At 56.7% G+C, this 18326-nt stretch carries 14 protein-coding genes; 12 read left to right on the plus strand and 2 right to left on the minus strand.

What is annotated here, in order from left to right; genetic code table 11:
- From IE156_RS18005 to IE156_RS18040, 8 genes are all read left to right on the plus strand, one after another.
- Window positions 1–1185, plus strand: a complete 1185-nt coding sequence (locus IE156_RS18005) for a xanthine dehydrogenase family Fe-S subunit (RefSeq protein WP_189394041.1) — start codon at window positions 1–3, stop codon at window positions 1183–1185.
- 44 nt (window positions 1186–1229) lie between these two features.
- A complete protein-coding gene (locus IE156_RS18010; RefSeq protein WP_189394042.1) occupies window positions 1230–2249 on the plus strand; it encodes an ABC transporter substrate-binding protein in 1020 nt (339 codons plus the stop codon).
- Window positions 2249–3028, plus strand: a complete 780-nt coding sequence (locus tag IE156_RS18015) for an ABC transporter ATP-binding protein (RefSeq protein ID WP_189394043.1) — start codon at window positions 2249–2251, stop codon at window positions 3026–3028. The genes IE156_RS18010 and IE156_RS18015 overlap by 1 nt, the downstream gene beginning before the upstream one ends.
- Window positions 3021–3782, plus strand: coding sequence for an ABC transporter permease (locus IE156_RS18020; protein WP_189394044.1), 762 nt, complete (start codon window positions 3021–3023; stop codon window positions 3780–3782). Before IE156_RS18015 ends, IE156_RS18020 begins: the two co-directional genes overlap by 8 nt.
- A gap of 38 nt (window positions 3783–3820) precedes the next feature.
- A complete protein-coding gene (locus tag IE156_RS18025) occupies window positions 3821–4429 on the plus strand; it encodes a TRAP transporter small permease subunit (RefSeq protein ID WP_189394045.1) in 609 nt (202 codons plus the stop codon).
- An 11-nt stretch (window positions 4430–4440) separates the two neighbouring features.
- On the plus strand, window positions 4441–6114 hold the full coding sequence (locus IE156_RS18030) for a TRAP transporter large permease (RefSeq protein WP_189394062.1): 1674 nt from the start codon (window positions 4441–4443) through the stop codon (window positions 6112–6114).
- 24 nt (window positions 6115–6138) lie between these two features.
- Window positions 6139–7161, plus strand: coding sequence for an XdhC family protein (locus IE156_RS18035; RefSeq protein ID WP_189394046.1), 1023 nt, complete (start codon window positions 6139–6141; stop codon window positions 7159–7161).
- A 190-nt stretch (window positions 7162–7351) separates the two neighbouring features.
- Window positions 7352–8836, plus strand: a complete 1485-nt coding sequence (locus tag IE156_RS18040; RefSeq protein WP_189394047.1) for an NAD(P)H-hydrate dehydratase — start codon at window positions 7352–7354, stop codon at window positions 8834–8836.
- A 10-nt stretch (window positions 8837–8846) separates the two neighbouring features.
- Here IE156_RS18040 and IE156_RS18045 read toward each other — a convergent pair whose 3' ends face one another.
- Window positions 8847–9770 (minus strand): EamA family transporter, encoded by a 924-nt coding sequence (locus IE156_RS18045; protein ID WP_189394048.1) that lies wholly within the window; start codon window positions 9768–9770, stop codon window positions 8847–8849.
- A gap of 153 nt (window positions 9771–9923) precedes the next feature.
- Here IE156_RS18045 and IE156_RS18050 point away from each other — a divergent pair, with 153 nt between their 5' ends.
- The gene (locus IE156_RS18050; protein WP_308430482.1) at window positions 9924–11528 is read left to right on the plus strand and encodes a phospholipase D family protein; all 1605 of its coding nucleotides are present in this window, start codon (window positions 9924–9926) and stop codon (window positions 11526–11528) included.
- Window positions 11529–11615: 87 nt separating this feature from the next.
- On the opposite strand, the gene IE156_RS18055 is transcribed toward IE156_RS18050, so the two are convergent.
- A complete protein-coding gene (locus IE156_RS18055) occupies window positions 11616–15227 on the minus strand; it encodes an ATP-binding protein (RefSeq protein ID WP_189394049.1) in 3612 nt (1203 codons plus the stop codon).
- A 195-nt stretch (window positions 15228–15422) separates the two neighbouring features.
- Here IE156_RS18055 and IE156_RS18060 point away from each other — a divergent pair, with 195 nt between their 5' ends.
- From IE156_RS18060 to IE156_RS18070, 3 genes are all read left to right on the plus strand, one after another.
- Entirely contained in the window at window positions 15423–16169 is a 747-nt protein-coding gene (locus IE156_RS18060; RefSeq protein WP_189394050.1) for a GntR family transcriptional regulator, read from the plus strand.
- A 188-nt stretch (window positions 16170–16357) separates the two neighbouring features.
- A complete protein-coding gene (locus IE156_RS18065; protein WP_229841506.1) occupies window positions 16358–17251 on the plus strand; it encodes an MBL fold metallo-hydrolase in 894 nt (297 codons plus the stop codon).
- Between the two features lie 21 nt (window positions 17252–17272).
- Window positions 17273–18247, plus strand: coding sequence for a Bug family tripartite tricarboxylate transporter substrate binding protein (locus IE156_RS18070; protein ID WP_189394051.1), 975 nt, complete (start codon window positions 17273–17275; stop codon window positions 18245–18247).
- Window positions 18248–18326 lie beyond the last annotated feature (79 nt).

The following is an 18326-nucleotide window of genomic DNA, read 5'->3' on the forward strand; positions in this document are numbered from 1 at the left end:
ATGGCAGAAATCTCGATTCAAGTTAACGGCCGCCAGCAAAAGCATGAGGCCGAGCCACGCACCCATCTGGGTGATTTCATCCGCGAGAAAAGTCGGCTGACTGGCACCAATCTAAGCTGTGAACATGGTGTGTGCGGGGCGTGTACGGTACTGGTCGATGGCCGTCCGGTGCGCTCCTGCATTACCTTTGCCGGTGCATGCGATGGGCATGAAGTCACCACGGTTGAAGGCTATAACGACGACCCGATCATGAGCCGTCTGCGTACTGCTTTCTCAGAGAAACACGCTTTGCAATGCGGCTTCTGTACGCCCGGCATGTTGGCCACCAGCCGCGACATTGTGTTGCGCTTGCCTGATGCCGACGAAGCTCGTGTGCGCATTGAACTGTCCGGCAATATTTGCCGTTGCACTGGTTACCAAGGCATCACGGCCGCGATTCTGTCTGTGCTGCAAGCCTTGCGCGATCAGCCGGATGCCCAGATTGAGGCTTTGCGGGCTGCTGTCGTTCAGGATGTGCAGCAAGATTGGACGCAAAACGGGTTCACCACGTTTGAGGCCGTGCAGGAAGAGGTGCAGGCTCCTGCTCCAGTGGCGGCCGCTCCGGCGGCGTCCGGTAGTGCTGACAAAGGCAAGGGCCAGGCGATTCAGGGTGGCTTTGAAGCCCGATTCCCGGCAGACCAGGTCTGGGCCTTCATGAAAGATCTGCCCAAGGTGGCGGGGTGTTTGCCCGGTGCCATCATTGAATCCCAGGAAGGGGCGACGGTACAAGGCAAGATTGCTATCAAGTTTGGCCCCATGTCGGCGGCTTTCAAGGGCAATGCCACGTTGGAAGAAGACAACGACCGCCGCGCGGCGGTGTTGCGTGGCGAGGGTGTGGATTCCTTGAGCCAGTCGCGTGCCCGTGGCGATGTCAGTTACCAGGTTCTACCCGACGGAGATGATCGCAGCCGAGTAGAAGTGGAACTGGTGTATTCGCTGCAAGGGCCATTGGCACAGTTTTCGCGTTCCGGCCTGGTTCAGGATTTCGTGCGCCGCATGATTGCAGAGTTTGGCAAGAATGTGAACCTGCGCCTGGAAAAACCGCTGGCCGAAGGCGAGGAGCCGGTGGTGGCCGAGTTCAATCCGGTCAAGATGTTCTTCAGCATTTTGTGGGATCGCTTCAAGGGACTTTTCCGGCGCTCATAAGCGCATAGACGACGCAAGACGATAAATAGAACGGGGGTAAGGAGATGACAGAGCACTATGCTTTGGGGGGACGTGTTCGCCTCGCAATCGGGGCCACCTTGTTGTTGAGCACGTGGGGGGTCGCCGCACAGCCGCTGAATGTGAAGCTGGATTGGACCCCATGGGCCGTTCATGCACCGTTTCATCTGGCGGTGGAGAAAGGCTGGTTCAAACAGGCTGGCCTGGATGTGCGGCTGGAAGATGGCAATGGTTCGGTAACAGCCGTGCAGATCGTTGGCGGTAGCGACCGTTTTGATGTGGGCCAGGCCGCGCTGGCCTCGATGGTAATTGCCCGCAGCAAGGGCTTGCCGGTTAAAGGGCTGGCAACGTTTGCCACGTCCAGCGATATTGGCGTCTTGGTACCCCAGGACTCCGGGATTACTGGGCCGGAAGGTTTGAAGGGCCGCAAGATCGCTTACACCGCCGGTTCGCTGGAAGCCCCGTTTGTGGATGCGTTCCTGGCGGCAGGCGGCTTGCGTCGCAGTGATGTGGATTTGCTGAGCGTGGATGCGGCTGGCAAGGCGGCGACCTACGCGGTGGGCCGGGCAGATGCGGTGATCTCCACCATTCCTTTTGTATTGGCCTCGGTCTCGCGTCAGCGCCCGTCCAATGCGATTCCCTTCGCCCAACATGGCCTGGATATGGTCAGCTTTGGCTTGTTCACCAGCGAATCCAAGCTGGCCAGCCGTGGGCCCGAACTGACAACATTCTCCAATGTGGTGGCCAAGTCCTGGAACTACATTTACAGCGGTCACGAGCAAGAGGCGGTGGACGCGATTGTGGCCCAGCGCCCCAATGCACGTCTGGACAAAGCCATTTTGCTGGACCAACTGAACATTCTTAAAACCTATTTCGGCCCGGCGGTGGAGCAGGGCAGTATTGGTGTGAACCAGGCTGCCGATTGGGACAAGACTATTGCGACTCTGGAGCGTGTTGAGCTGATTCCCTCTGGCCAGAAAGTCACGGACTACTACCAGTCCGGCGTGGTCACCCCGCAATCCCTGAGCAGCCTGGAGTTGAAGTAATGGCGGCGCGGGTTCTTTCTCAAGATGTGCGCAAGCGCTTTGAGGGTACGCGCGATGTGCTGGCCTTGGATGGCATCAACGTCGATATCCAGCCCGGTCAGTTCATCAGCATTCTGGGACCTAGCGGTTGCGGGAAAAGCACGTTTCTGCGTTGTGTGGCGGGGCTGGAGACTATTAGCAGTGGCTCTTTGACGGTGGATCAACAGCCCGTCATTGGCCCTCCTGATCAGGTAGGCATGGTGTTTCAGCGGGATGCCCTGCTGGAGTGGCGCACCATTCGCGACAACATTCTTTTGCCGCTGGAGTTTGCCGGTAAACGTACGGCGGACTATCTGGATAAGGTGGATTCCTTGCTGGCCTTGACGGGCCTGTCTCAGTTTGCCGACAGCTACCCGCGTCAGTTATCGGGTGGCATGCGCCAGCGTGCATCGATCTGCCGTGCCTTGGTGGACGATCCGCGCTTGCTGCTGATGGATGAGCCCTTCGGTGCGCTGGACGCTTTGACGCGCGACAACATGAACGCCGAGTTGCAGCGCATCTGGATGAAAACGGGCAACACCACCTTGTTTGTGACGCACGGCATTGCCGAGGCTGTGTTCCTCGCCGATACCGTTTTGGTGTTTTCGTCTCGTCCGGGTCGCATTCTGGAGAAAATCCAGATCGATTTTCCCCGACCGCGTCCGCTGTCCTTGCGTGAGACCCCCGAGTTTGGACGCCACGTAGCGCATATCCGTCAATTGTTCGGCATTGCCGATGCTGCGGGAGATAGCCATGAATAAAGCGTTGCGTTCTATCCCTTCCTGGCTGGCGGCGTTGATTTCTACCGCCGTGGTGTTGCTGGCTTGGGAATTAATTTGTTGGCTGGGGCAGGTGCGCGAAGTGATTTTGCCGCGCCCCTCGCTGATTCTGAAGGATTTGTATGGTGAATTGGGTTGGTATATGGGCCAGGCGCTTTACACACTGGGCGTCACCTTGGCTGGATTTGTATTGGCCGCCATAGGCGGTGTGCTGATTGCTGTCGCTCTGGTGGGCTCGCCCCTGTTTGAGCGGTTTTGCTATCCCCTGATCGTGGGCTTTAACAGTATTCCCAAAGTCGCCCTGGCCCCCTTGTTTGTGGTCTGGATGGGGACGGGTTACGAGCCCAAAGTGGCTATCGCCTTTCTGATCGCTGTCTTTGCTGTGATTGTCGATACGGTGCAGGGCTTGCGCTCGGTCTCGCCCGACATTCTGGATCTGGGCCGGGTATTGAAAGGCGGGCCTGTCGCCCTGTTTTTCAAAGTGCGTTTGCCCTCCGCTTTGCCATCCATTATGGCGGGTCTGAAAGTGGCCCTGTCCCTGGCGCTGGTCGGTGCCATTGTGGGTGAGTTTGTGTCCTCGCAGCGTGGCCTGGGTTTTGTAATTATGAGCGCCCAAGGGGTGTTCGACACAGTGCGGGTGTTCTCCGCCCTGTTTATTTTGGCCGTCATGGGATTGGTGCTGTATTTCCTGCTTGATGCAGTTGAAAAGCGCGCCACCCGTTTTCGGTCCAACTAGATTTCAACCAACTTCAACGCAGAAAATCTGGGGGATTGATGCAATCTTTACTCAAACTATCAAGGGCGATCGACAGCCTGAATCGACTATGTGGCCGCACGGTCATGTGGTTGGTTCTGCTGGTGGTAGTGATCAGCTCCTATAACGCCATCGCACGGAAGCTTTTCGACTCCAGCTCCAATGCCTGGCTGGAGGTGCAGTGGTACCTATTTGGCGCTTTGTTCTTGCTGACCGGCGGCTACACCTTTTTGCGTAATGAACACGTACGCGTGGATGTGCTGGCCTCGCGCCTGTCCGAGCGCAAACAGATCGTGATTGAAGCGATATGTGTGCTGCTGTTCATGCTGCCCGCCTGTATCGCCATCATGGCCTTGTCCTGGTCGGTCTTCATGGACTCTTACCTGAGCCAGGAAGTGTCCTCGAACTCCGGTGGCCTTATTCGCTGGCCTGCCAAGCTGATCATTCCTATTGGTTTTGCCCTGATGACCTTGCAGGGGATTTCACACCTGATCAAGTGTATTGGGTTTTTGCGTGGTGTCTGCCCCAACCCCAACAAGAAGTTGCAGGAAAAAACACCGGAAGAATTGCTGGCTGAAGAAATTGCGCGGCAAGCACAAGCCAAGTTCGAGCATCAACACAAAGGCTGAACCAGATCATGATGGATTTATTTGTCGCCAATATGGCGCCGGTGATGTTCGTATCACTGATTATGTTCCTGCTGCTGGGTTTCCCGGTGGCCTTTGCCCTGGCCGCCAATGGCATGGTGTTCGGCTTGATTGGCGTGGAAATGGGCCTGTTTAACTGGTCCTTGTTCCAGGCCCTGCCGCTGCGGGTGTTTGGCATCATGGCCAATGACACCTTGCTGGCTATTCCCTTCTTTACCTTCATGGGTTTGATTCTGGAACGTTCGGGCATGGCGGAAGACCTGCTCGACACGATTGGCCAGTTGTTCGGTTCCATGCCGGGTGGTTTGGCGATTGCCGTGGTTGCTGTCGGTGCCATGCTGGCCGCCACCACAGGTGTTGTGTCGGCCTCGGTCATCTCCATGGGTCTGATTTCCCTGCCCATCATGCTGCGCTATGGCTATAGCCGCAGGCTGGCAACCGGTGTTATTGCCGCATCGGGTACCTTGTCGCAGATTATTCCGCCTTCGCTGGTCTTGATCGTGCTGGCCGACCAGTTGGGTCGTTCGGTAGGCGATATGTACCGTGGTGCCATGGTGCCTGGTCTGGTGCTGACTGGTGCTTATCTGGCCTACATCCTGGTTCTGGCTGTGCTGCGTCCCAAGGATGTGCCAGCGATCCCGGCTGAACACCGTACCTATTCCGAGCCCAATGGACGTTCGGGTGCCCGCTCCTTGTGCGTGCTCCTGTTGATCTCGCTGGTGGCTGGCTATGTGTTGGACGAGTTCTGGATTGACCCCAATGGCCCGATTGATGAGAAAGTCATCATCGGCATCCTGCTGGTCGGAGGCGTAGCGTTCTTGCTGGCCTTGATCAATAAGTGGCTCAAGCTGGGTTTGCTGTCGATTCTGGCCGAGCGTGTGGTGTTTGTGATGATCCCGCCACTGGGTTTGATCTTTCTGGTGCTGGGCACGATCTTTCTGGGTATTGCCACGCCGACCGAAGGCGGGGCGATGGGTGCAGTGGGTGCCATCCTGATGGCGGTCAGCCGTCGTCGCCTGAGCATCGATTTGCTCAAGCAGGCTATGGATACCACCGCCAAGCTATCCTGCTTTGTGATGTTCATTCTGATCGGTTCCACCATTTTCTCGCTGACGTTCCGTGGCGTGGATGGCGACCTGTGGGTAGAGCACTTGCTGATTGACCTGCCCGGCGGGGAGTATGGCTTCCTGATCCTGGTCAGTGTGCTGGTGTTTGTATTGGCCTTTTTTCTGGATTTCTTCGAGTTGGCTTTCATCATCGTGCCCTTGCTGGGGCCGGTAGCTGACAAAATGGGTATCGATTTGATCTGGTTCGGCGTGATCTTAGCCGTTAATATGCAAACATCCTTTATGCATCCACCATTTGGCTTCTCACTATTTTATTTACGCTCGGTGGCGCCTAAAGACGACTACATCGATAAAGTGACTAAAAAGAAGATCGCAGGGGTGGCTACCGGCGACATCTACTGGGGGTCCGTGCCTTTTATCGGTATCCAGATTGTGATGATTGCCATTGTGTTGTTGTTCCCTGGCATGGTGACGCACTACAAGGGTAGCGGGGCCAAAGTGGACCCCAGCACGGTCACCATAGAAATGCAGGATGAGTACGGCGCTGACATGAATCCTTTTGATGATTCGGGCGATGGCGGCATGCCGGTATTCAAGTAAAAACAGGAAAAACAGGAGACGAGCATGGAGAGCCTGGATATCAGGGTATTGCGGCAGTTGCATGACTGGCGCGCACAAGGCCGCGACGCCATTCTGGTGACGGTTGTGCAGACCTGGGGCTCGTCTCCACGTCCTGAAGGTTCCATCATGGCGCTGGAAAAGGGTGGGGCCGTGGTTGGGTCCGTCTCGGGCGGTTGTATCGAGGACGATTTGATTCGCGCCTATCACGACCCCCAAGGCGCTGATCCGCGCTTGCACGGCGATGCTCGTCCTCAGTTGCTGACTTATGGCATCAGTGCCGACGAAGCCCATCGTTTTGGCTTGCCTTGCGGTGGCACGATCCGTCTGCTGGTGGAGTTCAATCCTTGCCCCGAGGCTTTAGCGCACTTGCTGGCCTTGCTGGATCAGCGCCATCTGGTGCAACGCCATGTGGATCTGCAAACCGGCCATGCTTGGGGCAGCGCCACGCGGGTGCCAACAGCCTTGCATCTTGGTCGGGAGCGCTTGTCACTAACGTTTGGCCCTGCGTATCGGCTTTTGCTGATCGGGGGCGGGCAACTGTCCGAGTATGTGGCCACCATTGCCCTGTTCAATGGTTTTGATGTGACGGTGTGCGACCCGCGCAGCGAGCATATTCAAGGCTGGAGTGTGGCCGGGGCACGTGTGGTCACCGGCATGCCCGATGATGAGGTCATCGCTTGTGTTCCGGATCGGCGCACTGCGATTGTGGCCTTGACGCATGACCCCAAGCTGGACGATATGGCCTTGCTGGAAGCACTTAAAAGCAGTGCCTTCTATGTGGGAGCGATTGGCTCGCGACGTAATAACCAGAGCCGGCGCGAACGGCTGGCTGAGTACTTTGACCTGACGGCCGAGGAAATCGGCAAGCTCAAAGGCCCGATTGGTTTGTATATAGGCAGCAAGACCCCGGCAGAGATTGCTGTCAGCATCATGGCCGAGATCATCGCCATAAAAAACGGGGTGGATGTGCCGCGTGAATTGTCGGTCGGGTCGGTTAAGGACAGGCAGGAGCAACAGTCGGTCTAGGCACTGGGGCAGGCCAGCAGGCACAGTTCTGCATTCTGGGGATTCACATTAAGATAAGAGAACGGGCCGTGACCCGTTCTTTTTTGTTGCCGGGCTGCCCCAAGACTCTAGATGTTCCCTCCAGGGGTGGCAAGCAGACGCTAACCTGCGCGGCGTAAGAAGTTTTTATTTCTGCCTTTGTGAGCCCGCCATGTCTTTCGTGTCCCAGTATGGTTTTTTGCCCCTGAGTGCAGCCCCAGGAAAACAGGCCCTGTACAGCCCAGCGCAATGCGCCAGCATGGACGCAGCCGCACCGAGTTTTGGAGTTTCGATCCAGCACTTGATGCAGGCTGCTGCCCATGCGGTGGCACGCACCGTACAAGGGCATTGGCCGCAAGGCGCGGTGCTGTTTTTATGTGGACCGGGTAATAACGGCGGTGACGCCTTGGTGGCTGCGCAGATATTGCGCGAACAGGGACGGGTCGTCTCGGTATTTAGCCTGGTCGATCCGTCGGCACGGCAAGGGACCGCGGCCTGGGCGCAAACACAATGGCAGGGCCGCTGGGAAAGCCAGTGCCCGGATTTCCGGCGTTTTTCTGTGGTGGTGGATGGTCTGCTGGGTGCGGGCCTGGATCGCCCTGTGGAAGGTGAGACAGCCGCCCTGATTCAGGCCCTGGCCGCATCCAAAGTGCCTGTCTGCGCGATTGATGTGCCTTCAGGGCTGGATGGCGCAACTGGGCAGGCACGTGGTGTTGTTGCCCCGGCGAGCGTGACAGTGAGCTTTGTACGCTACAAACCGGGGCATGTGTTGTATCCAGGGCGGGATCTGTGCGGAAAGCTGGAGCTGGCCGATATTGGTATGCCCGCTCCGGCACTACAAGAGGCCACTACCTGGTTGAATGAGCCGACACTGTGGCGCCGCTATTTGCCACAGTTAAGCGCCCAGAGCCATAAATACACACGCGGCCATGCCTTGGTCATCGGTGGCGATCGCATGACTGGAGCCAGTCGTTTGGCAGCCCGTGCAGCCCAACGTGCCGGGGCAGGGCTGGTCAGCATGGCTGTGCCGCCATCGGTCTGGCCTGTGTATGCCTCGGCCTTGGACAGCATCATGGTGGCCCCCCTGGACGAGAGCATCACCCAGGACGAACGCATTCGTGCCTGGCTGGTGGGGCCGGGGGCAGGACTGGGTGAAGAAACCCGTCGCTTGACGCTGGCCTTGCTGGCGACAGGGCGGCCTTGTGTCTTGGATGCGGATGCTATTAGCAGCTTTGCGGCGCAGCCCCAGGAATTGTTGGGCGCGGTGCATGAGCAGTGTGTCTTGACCCCTCACTCCGGGGAGTTTGCCCGCGTGTTTGATGCAGAGCTGGATCGACTGGAAGCGGCACGTCTGGCAGCCCGGCAATGTGGGGCTGTGATGGTGTTGAAGGGGGCGGACACGATTATTGCTGCACCGGATGGGCGGGCCTTGATCAATGCCTGCGCGCCGCCCTGGCTGGCTACTGGGGGCAGTGGTGATGTGCTGGCGGGGCTGGTGTGCGGCTTGCTGACCCAAGGCATGCCTGCTTTTGAGGCGGCGGGTGCTGCTGTCTGGCTGCATTCACAGGCTGCCCTGGAATTTGGCCCCGGTTTGATTCCAGAGGACCTTTTGCAGGTTTTGCCGCGTGTTTGGCAGCGGCTCCTGGCAATGGAATAGGCCCTGCGTTTTACTTGCGGGGTGCGCGCTGATAGGCCAGCGCCACAATGCCACTTAACACGACGGCTCCGCCCAGCAATTGGGTGGAATTCAGGGTTTGTTTCAAAATCAGCCAACCCAATATCAGGGAAGCGACGGGCTCCATGTTCATGAAGGGCGCATTGCGAGTCATGTCCAATCGTGGGGCCAGCACAAACAGCGTCACAAAGCCGGTGGTATACAGCACACACACCAGAGACAAGGCAATCCAGCCGATGGCATCGTGGGGTAGGGACGAGCCGCCTGGCAGCAGCCCCAGCGGGCTCAGAGCGATCAGGCAAACCAGTGTCTGGCTGATGGTACAGAAACTGCGTACCAGACCGGGCAAGGGTGCCAGTTTGTTTTCTGTAATCCACAGGCCAATAGCAAAGGCGAGCGCGGTCAGCAGGCTGCACACCACGCCCAGTATCCATTGGGAGTCCACCGTTGCGCCCGAGATCAGGCTGGGAGCGTCCAGGGCCAGCAGCAGGCCGCCCAGAATAGCCACCATGATGATTGATGTCTTGCGAGTAGGCCGGTGTCCGCCCAGCACCCAGGTCAAAATGGCCAGCAGAATCGGGTACATATTGGCGACCAGCAAAGCTAGGGCCACCGGAATGCGGGCAATCGAGGAATAAATCAGCATGCACTGGACAGTGATCAGCGCGCCCAGCAGCAATTGCCAGCCTATATAAGGGCGCGGGACATACAAAGCCTGCTTGCGCCAGATCAGCAACAGGACCAGGGCCAGAGTGGCTGCCGCCGAGCGGAAAATAACCGAGATGATCAGGCCGGTACCGTGGTCCAGCGCGACCTTGGCTGCGATGTGATTGGCGGCGAAGGAGCTGCCCAGCAATAACAGCAGCATGATGGCAAGGTGGCGGGGCAGTAAAGCGGAGGCTGTTGCGGGGGGCATGCTACTTGTTTCAGGTTTAAAGTATGGGCAGGTGCTTCATTGTTGTCCGGCCTGTCACTTGCTGCAAGGGCTGATTGCCAAAAGCGGCGGCTGGTCCGGGCAGGTGGCGGTGCTACTATGTGGAGCGATATCCATGCCCACCGAGATGCTTTCATGAAAATCGATCCCGCCAAGAAGCCGACTATACGCCGTACAAAGGGGCAAGCAACCCCCCGGTTTTGGCGCAGCTTGATTGTGGGCGGCACCTTGCTGGCCAGCCTGGCGGGCTGTGCCTTGCCATCGTTGGAAGGGCGTAGCCAGAGTGTGTCCCTGCCGCTGGATCAGGCGCAAGACACCATGATTGGTCATGCCGTGGCCCCGATGGCAGAACAACATCCAGGCTTATCGGGCATTTATCCTTTGTACGACCCGCATGATGCCTATGCGGCCCGTGCCTTGCTGGCTTTTTCGGCGCAAAAAACGCTGGATGTGCAGTATTACATCTGGCGTGGCGACACCACTGGTACCTTGATGTTGGGTACCTTGCTGCAAGCGGCCGAGCGCGGTGTACGAGTGCGTTTGTTGATTGATGACAATGGCATTACGGGTCTGGACGATACCTTGGCCGCCTTGAACACACACCCCAATATTGAGGTGCGCCTGTTCAACCCCTTTGTGCTGCGTTGGCCCAAGCCGCTAGGTTTTCTGACGGACTTCTCCCGCCTGAACCGGCGCATGCATAACAAGTCTTTCACCGTAGACAATCAAGTCACGATTATTGGTGGGCGCAATGTGGGTGACGAGTACTTTGGTGCCACTCAGGACGTTTTGTTTGCGGACCTGGATGTCATGGCCATTGGTTCTGTGGTGCAGGACGTGTCCAAGGATTTTGATCGTTACTGGGCCAGCCAATCGGCCTATCCGGTAGACAGTCTGATCAAGACGGGAGGCCCGGAAGCCCTGGTGTCTTTCAAGAAGCAGTTGGACGAAGCGGAGGCCCAACCGCGTGCCCAAGACTATCAGACCGTACTGCGTGAATCGGATCTGGTCAGCAATCTGGTACGGGGCGAACTGGATTTCCAGTGGGCACGTACCTCTATGGTTAGCGATGATCCGGCCAAGGCTTTGGGGCCTGTGAATCCCGAACAATTAATGGTCTGGCAAATGGACCATTTGCTGGGCAAGCCCACGAGCCAGGTGGATCTGGTGTCCTCTTACTTTGTGCCCACTGCGGCAGGAGTAAGCGCCTTTGAAGACATGATGAGCAGGCCAGGAATGCGGGTACGTATCCTGACCAACTCCTTGGCTGCAACGGATGTGACCGCGGTGCATGCGGGCTATGCCAAACGTCGCAAGGCCTTGCTTGAAGCGGGTGTGCAGTTGTGGGAATTGCGGCCCACCCTGGATAAACCGACCCGTCATGGTTCTGGGCCTTTTGGCAGTTCCGGCTCGGCCTTGCATGCCAAGACTTTTGCGGTGGATGGCAAACGCTTGTTTGTGGGCTCGTTTAACTTTGATCCGCGCTCGGTTAATTTGAATACCGAGTTGGGTTTTATTATTGAAAGCCCGGAAATGGCCCAGGCTCTGTCCAAGGGGTTCGAGCAGACCTTGCCGTACCGCAGCTATCGCGTGGAGCTGGATGAGCAAGGGGAACTGGTCTGGATTCAGTTGAACGAAGATGGCACCCAGCGTTTGTTCCATACCGAACCTAATGCCAGTATTTGGCGGCGGGCCGGGGTGGGTTTCTTGTCTATCTTGCCCATTGAGTGGTTGCTGTAGCCCACAAGTAGTCATTTATAGAAAATGCCCCCAAGGATAGAACCCTATCCTTGGGGGCATTTTCATTCAAGACGCTACTTTGGATCGCTAGACTTTTAGTTTTTGCACGGCAGTCCGGCGTACTTGAATCCAGTCGGCGTAGCGATGCAAACCGTACTTCTCCATGCTTTGTTCGGCCAGATTCCATTCCTGCAAGGCGTGGCCGTGTTCGCCCAATGCCATCCAGGCATCCCCGCGCACGCAGTGCAGCTCGGTGCTCAGACTATTGATGGCGTAGCGCAGGCCTTGCGCGGCGGCTTTGTCCAGCCAGGGCATGGCCTCATTGCTGCGACCCAGACGAATCAAGGCGCGGGCGATGCGGCTCATCAGACCATCGGCGCTGATGGGCAGTCCATATTGGGCTGTTTGCACGCAGTCGAGCAAAGATTGCAAACTGGATTCGCGACCATGCTGCATAACTTGGCAGTAGTGCAGGAAAGAACGGCTTAAGGCTGACCAGGGCTCGGGGTTATGCGATTGCTGCAACTCTTGTAAGGATAGCTCGGCGACTTGCTGGCAATCATCCAGTTGCTCCATCAGGTAGTAGGACTGCATCACAAATAAATGGGTGATGGCACGCAGGGAAAAAGCTGTATCCGAACGCAGGCTTTGCAGGGCCAGAACGGCGTGCTGCTGGGCGGCATCCAAATCGCCCTTCAAGGCCAGGGCGACACTTAAGGTGCCCAAGGTAATGGACTGGGGGAAGTGTTCGGCAATAGCCTGACGGTTGTTCTGCTCTTTCAGGTCGTCAAACACGGCCAGACTCAGGTTTAGTGTCTGGATGGCATTGCTGATATTGCCTTTCCACAACTCGTGCTGGCCAATCGCGTACAAGGCCCAGCTGCGGTTTTGGTCGTGGCTGGTTTCATTGGCCAGGGCCAGCAATTGGCGGGCTTTTTGCAAGGCTTGCTCGAAATTGCCTTGTGCCTGGAAAGCCGACCAGGCGGTCCACAGGCTGATCATCACTTGATCCGAATCTTGCTCGTCCTTGAGTTCGTGCCCCAGCTCGTAGGCCATCGCGGTGGAGGCGGAGGCCGGGCCGTATAGCGCGGATTCAATGGCGCCTTGCAACATGCGGCATTCAAATTGCAGGGTTTGGCGTACCTGCAAATCATCAATCAACTCGCTGCGATTTAAGGAGCGTTGCAGATACTGGCTGGCTTGGCGCAGGTCATTTTGTGCCAGTGCTTCGCGGGCGGCGCGTTGCCACCAGAAAGCTGCTTCCGCACTTTCGGCTTCGCACAAATGCTTTGCAATATGCTCGGGTGCATGACGGCGTCGGATACCGTGTTGGGCGATGGCATGGTGGGCTTGTCGCAGTTCGTCCTGCATGGCCACACTTTCCAGCGCCTGGGCGACCAGAGGCAGGCAGGACACGTGTTTGTCTTGCAGATCGATCAGGTCCAGTGTGGCCAGGGTGTCCAGTCCACTACTCAGGGCGGCTTGTTCCAGGCGCAGCATCAGGGCCAGCTCGTCGATGGCTGTAGTTTGTTCAGACAAGGCAATGCTGGCCAGAATGTGGCGTGTTGCGGGCAACAGGCTGTGATACTGGGTGCAGATCAGGTCGGTCAGGCACAGGGCATCGCTGGATTCGATGTTCAGTTCGTGGCAGCGCAGCAGTTCATTGGCATGACCGGGATTGCCGGCGCTTAATTTAACCAGACGGCTACGTTTGTCGCGGGCCAAGCGTTGACCGCGCTGACCGCTCAACAAGCTATTGATGCTGGAACGATCCAGCGCCCGCAGGCTCAAGTGCTCAGCCCGCTCCAGGCCGTGGCCGGGCTTGCGGCTGGTCGTCAACAGCAAGGTCGGATGACGCGGTGCGGTATGGGCCAGCAAACGAATCAGGCGGTGAGTAGGCGGGTCGGCCCACTGCACGTTTTCAATAATCAGTAAACGACGACGAGGCGAATTGCCTGGACCGCTCAGCAGATTGAATAACAAATCCATATGCGCCGTGGAAGGCTCATTAAGCTCTTGTTCTTCGGGGCCGCTGTTCAACCACTGATGTAAGGACTGGGCCTGTTTGGGGCCAATGTCTAGCGCTTCTTGCAAGGTTTGTATTGAAAATGGATCGCAAGGCTTGCTGGTTTGCGTGGTGATGTGGTCGGCAATCTGCTCGTGCAGCCACTGGCGAATAGGGTGCCAGGCAACTCGGCGCTTATCTTCACGGCAGTGCAGCATAATGCAGTGGTGTGCCGTTTTCTGAACATAGTCGGCCAGCGAATGCACCAGCAAGCTTTTGCCAATATGGGCGCGGCCATGAATCGCAATATGATGCAACGCGCGATTAGGCCCGATATGGGACCAAGCTTGCACCAGATGATCGAACTCTTGCGAGCGACCATACACGCGGCTGGTCAAACGGCTATCGTCAATTTCCGAAGGGCTCAGGTTCAGCCACAGCGTGTCGCTTTGGCGGCCCAGCGGGCCTTGAATATTCTTGGTGTCCAGGCGCAGCGCTGCTTGCGGGCTGATGCGTGGCGCACCGGGGGCAGAGTCCCAACTTAAGGGCAGCACAATTTGCGCCAGTTGGCCCCAGGGGTCGGGATAGGCGCTTTGGTCATCCATCGCCAGGTCTGCATGAATGGCGATACTTATTTTGATGTGCTCGTCCATGCGCAGTGTGGCGGCCGCACGCGCCAGTTCAGCGGCCTGGCTGACCGGCGATTCCTGCAGTTCGGGATAGCCGAAATACGCAATCAGTTGGTTGGGACCGGCCTCGCAAGGCCAGCCGCCGTGATGCTCGATTAAACGATGCAGGGCCTGACGACTTTTTTCCAACAGTGTGCCGCCTTGCTCGCGGGCATGGCGATGGCTGGGCTCAAAGCGCAGGCAAAAGCCAACAGCGGCCAGAGGGCGCAAACGCAGCGTCACAGGTGTGGGCAAGGCCGTGGCGGTCATTGTCAGCGGACGCAGGGGCAAGTCCACCAGGCTGCGTGTCTGGGCGCTGGGCTCACAGCCCAGACGATCTGCCAGCAGGACCGAGCACTGCTCGTAAGCGTGCAGGGCGGCTTCGTGCTGGTTCTCTTGTTTGAGCAGGCTAATCAGCGCCTGGTGCAGCTTTTCTTCTTCAGGCCAGATCAAGAGCCAGCGTTTCAAGTAACTGATTGCCTGCGGGGCAGGCAGCGTGTTCAGGCCTGACTGTATATAACGGTCACGACATTGCGACAGAGTTTGCCGAATGTTTTGCTGTGTATCTTGTAACCAGTCTTGCAACTGTTCGCCATGATGCAATTTGACCTGCCCCAGCAAAGGGCCCTGATACAGATTCAGACGCTCCAGATCGCTGAGTGCGGGCTGGCTGGGGTGTTGCAACAGGCTCAGCACATCGATCTGGGCACGGCTGGGGTCCAGCGCCAGTGTGTCGTTGGTAATGTGCAGGGCCTGATCACAGCCCTCAAACGCGCGCCGTAAGGCGTGCAAGGCATGACGTAAACGAGCACGGCCCACACTGATGGGGTCTTCGTGCCAGATTGTTTCAGCCAGCCGACTGCGGCTGAGGGGCTTGCCTTGCGCTAAAGCCAGCATGGACAACAAAATACGCGCTTTATCGTAATTAATGACTTGTGCGCGGGATTGTCCTTGTACCAGTAGTCGGTAAGTACCGAGCAGGTAAATTTGGGCCAAGTGCGAGGCAGAGGAAGGTAAAACATCCATGGGCTCGGGCTCGTATCAAGAGTTAAGCAATGATTGGGATAATGTATCCGATCCGTTTAATTTTCGTTTACTAACTTTTGCAAAAATAAACGCTTTGCTTGTTCAAGATTAAACCTTTTTGAGGTTTCGCCGACTTATCTTGCCGCAGGCTATGATGTGATCTTGTCATTTCTCGGTGCTTAATCGCCTCCTCGTATGGCCGATCCAACACGTTCTTCGCTGCGCAAACAGTCCAAATTGCCCCTGTCGCTCAAGGTGAAATATACCTTGCGGGCGCGCTTGGAGCGTGGCGAATGGCCGGTGGGGACTCGCATTCCCACGCTGGAAGAACTGATGCAGGAATACGGCGTCTCACGCGCCACGGTGCGGGCCGCTCTGGACGAGCTGGAAAATGAAGGGCTGATCGAGCGCACTCGTGGCAAGGGTACGTTTGTAATTGGGGATGTGGCGCAGGATCATTGGCTGATGTTGCCTACCAATTGGGACGCACTTATTGAACATTTGACGCGTCTGGATTCGGTCATGGTGGAGCTGGGCAATGGTGTCGGTGCCTTGCCTATCGAGATTACGGGGCAGAGTTTGCCCGATGAGTACTGGTGGACCAGTCGTATCAATTATGCGGATGGCGTGGCGTACAGTCTGAATACGGTCTATGTATTGGACCAGTTAGCCCAGACCTTGCAGCCTGAATTAAGTCATGAACCTGTGTTGCTGGTGTTGAATCGTCTGGGACGCGAGCAGATTCATACTATTCGCCAGACGCTGACGGTGCGGGTAGCCGATGCGGATTTGGCGCGCCACTTGAATATGGACATAGGGATGCCGGTTGTACGGGTCATTCGTCTGATTCTGAACCGTTTTGAGCAATTGGTTTATGCGGCCCAGGTCTTTTACCCTGCCAAGTATCTGAGCATTCAGACTGAGCTTTCCCCTGGCTCCTAAGCCCGCCATCCCAGGCGCGCAGCGCCTTCACAACACTTCTAGGTAAAAACACCAAGTTATCGGTCTTGATGACGAGGTGTACACTTTTTCCATAAAGTCCTAAAAATAGAACTTTATGACTTTATGACTTTATGGAAATCGGCACTGTTCTGGTGTCGGCTGTTTTTATCTGCTTGAAGGAGTTTTACGTGAAGATAACCATGCTTGGCACCGGCGCTGCGCTGCCTGATCCCGATCGTGCCCAGTCATCTATTTTGGTGACGCTGGATAACGGCAAGAATTACCTGTTTGATTGCGGCGAAGGCTCCACGCGTCAGATGGTGAAGGCCAATATCAACCCGGCCGATGTGCCGTGGGTGTTTTTAAGTCATTTGCATTATGACCATGTGTGCGGCCTGCCATTTTTTGTGCTGTCCAGCTGGGTCTTTAATCGCGAAGGTCGCTTGAAAGTCTTTGGTCCCAAGGGCACTCAGGACTTTGTGGATCACTCTTTTGAGAACGGTGCGTTCCGGGTGGATATTCAGGCTCGTGCTGCCTATCCCGCCCGTCAGAAGAATATTGAAGCGGTGCGTCCCGAGGTGTTTGAAGTTGAGCCCGGCCTGATGTACGAGGACGAGGACGTCAAGATCTACATTGATGTGGTGGATCATATTCCTACCGAGATCACGGATTGCTTTGGTATCCGCATGGAAGCCGAGGGCAAAGTGGTGGCTTTCAGCGGTGATACGGCTCCTTGCGAGTCCATGATTCGTCTGGCTCAGGATGCGGATTTGCTGATTCACGAGTGTACGTTTCCTGAGTCTTTCCTAAAGCACCGCGCGGAATCGGGTGTAGGTACGTTTGCCCATACCAGTCCTTTGCAACTGGGCGAGATTGCCCGCCGTGCCAATGTTAAGAGTTTAGTGGCCACGCATTTTGGGCATTACGATTCAACCAGCCCGGTGATTAAACGTGCGGCCGCTAATCATTTGCCGGTTGATTTGATGGGGCCGGAGCGTCTGGATGAGGTCGCGCGGGATATCCGCAAGAGCTACAAGGGCGATCTGCGCTTGGCAACGGACTTAATGCGTATAGACCTGTAAAAGGCGCGCGGGGGAGACAAGATGAACGTCATGAAAAAAACACTGGCGGGCCTGTTGGCAGCCTTATGTCTGGGGGCCGTGGGCACGGCTTGGGCGGACTATCCGGATCATCCCGTGCGGGTGGTGATTCCTTATCCACCGGGGGCAGCGGGCGATATTATTTTCCGTATTCTGCAGCCTGAGTTGTCCCGTGAACTGGGGCAGACGGTGATTACGGATTACAAGACCGGTGCGGGCGGCAATATTGGCACGCAAATGGTGGCGCGCTCTAAGCCGGATGGTTATACCTTGCTGTTTTCGGCGACCAATAATTTTGTGATCAATCAGTTTCTGTACAAAAGCATGGGTTATGACCCATTCAAGGATCTGTATGTGATCAATAAGGTGGCCGATGCGGCGGCTTTGGTTTATGTGAATGGGCAGTTGCCGGTCAACAATATGGCCGAGTTTCGGGATTATGTTCAGCAGCACAAGGGTTTGGTGAATTACGGCACGCCAGGGGCGGGGACTACACCGGAGCTGTCGGCCTGGAAGTTGTCCGAGGCTTTGGAGGGCGACATGCTGGGTATTCATTACCGGGGTTCGGCGCCTGGTATTCAGGCTTTGTTGAGCAATGAAGTGCAGATGTTTGTCAGCAGCTATGGTTTGGGGGCGGCGTTCTTGCCGGAGGGGCGCTTGAAGGCTTTGGCTGTGGCTTTGCCGGAGCGTTTTCCTGCTCTGCCGGATGTGCCCACGATGGAGGAGCTGGGCTACAAGGATGTGATCATCAGTAATTGGTGGGCCTTGGCGGTTCCTGCAGGGACGGATAAGGAAATCGTGAGCAAGATTGAAGGGGCTTTGGAGAAGGTGCTGGCTGATCCGGTGATTCGTGGCAAGTTGCTGGATCAGGGGTATTTGTTGTCCAAGGTTTCTGCTGATGAGTTTCGGGCGGGATTGCCGGCTGAGGCGGATTACTGGCATGACATTGTGAAAAAGGCGGGGATTAGTTTGGACTAATCACTGTTTTCTGTTTGGGCTTTGTGTGGGGAAGAGGATGGTTTTCTTGTGGGGCCCCTGTCCGGCTTGTCGGGCGAGT

The organism is Alcaligenes pakistanensis (genome assembly GCF_014652815.1).
Classification (GTDB): Bacteria; Pseudomonadota; Gammaproteobacteria; order Burkholderiales; family Burkholderiaceae_B; genus Alcaligenes; species Alcaligenes pakistanensis.

Coding starts and splice junctions, on each gene's coding strand:
- IE156_RS18055 (WP_189394049.1), bottom strand. CDS start 15,227: ATGGATGTTTTACCTTCCTCTGCCTCGCACTTGGCCCAAATTTACCTG.
- IE156_RS18040 (WP_189394047.1), top strand. CDS start 7,352: ATGTCTTTCGTGTCCCAGTATGGTTTTTTGCCCCTGAGTGCAGCCCCA.
- IE156_RS18025 (WP_189394045.1), top strand. CDS start 3,821: ATGCAATCTTTACTCAAACTATCAAGGGCGATCGACAGCCTGAATCGA.
- IE156_RS18050 (WP_308430482.1), top strand. CDS start 9,924: ATGAAAATCGATCCCGCCAAGAAGCCGACTATACGCCGTACAAAGGGG.
- IE156_RS18060 (WP_189394050.1), top strand. CDS start 15,423: ATGGCCGATCCAACACGTTCTTCGCTGCGCAAACAGTCCAAATTGCCC.
- IE156_RS18010 (WP_189394042.1), top strand. CDS start 1,230: ATGACAGAGCACTATGCTTTGGGGGGACGTGTTCGCCTCGCAATCGGG.
- IE156_RS18015 (WP_189394043.1), top strand. CDS start 2,249: ATGGCGGCGCGGGTTCTTTCTCAAGATGTGCGCAAGCGCTTTGAGGGT.
- IE156_RS18005 (WP_189394041.1), top strand. CDS start 1: ATGGCAGAAATCTCGATTCAAGTTAACGGCCGCCAGCAAAAGCATGAG.
- IE156_RS18030 (WP_189394062.1), top strand. CDS start 4,441: ATGGATTTATTTGTCGCCAATATGGCGCCGGTGATGTTCGTATCACTG.
- IE156_RS18035 (WP_189394046.1), top strand. CDS start 6,139: ATGGAGAGCCTGGATATCAGGGTATTGCGGCAGTTGCATGACTGGCGC.
- IE156_RS18020 (WP_189394044.1), top strand. CDS start 3,021: ATGAATAAAGCGTTGCGTTCTATCCCTTCCTGGCTGGCGGCGTTGATT.
- IE156_RS18070 (WP_189394051.1), top strand. CDS start 17,273: ATGAACGTCATGAAAAAAACACTGGCGGGCCTGTTGGCAGCCTTATGT.
- IE156_RS18045 (WP_189394048.1), bottom strand. CDS start 9,770: ATGCCCCCCGCAACAGCCTCCGCTTTACTGCCCCGCCACCTTGCCATC.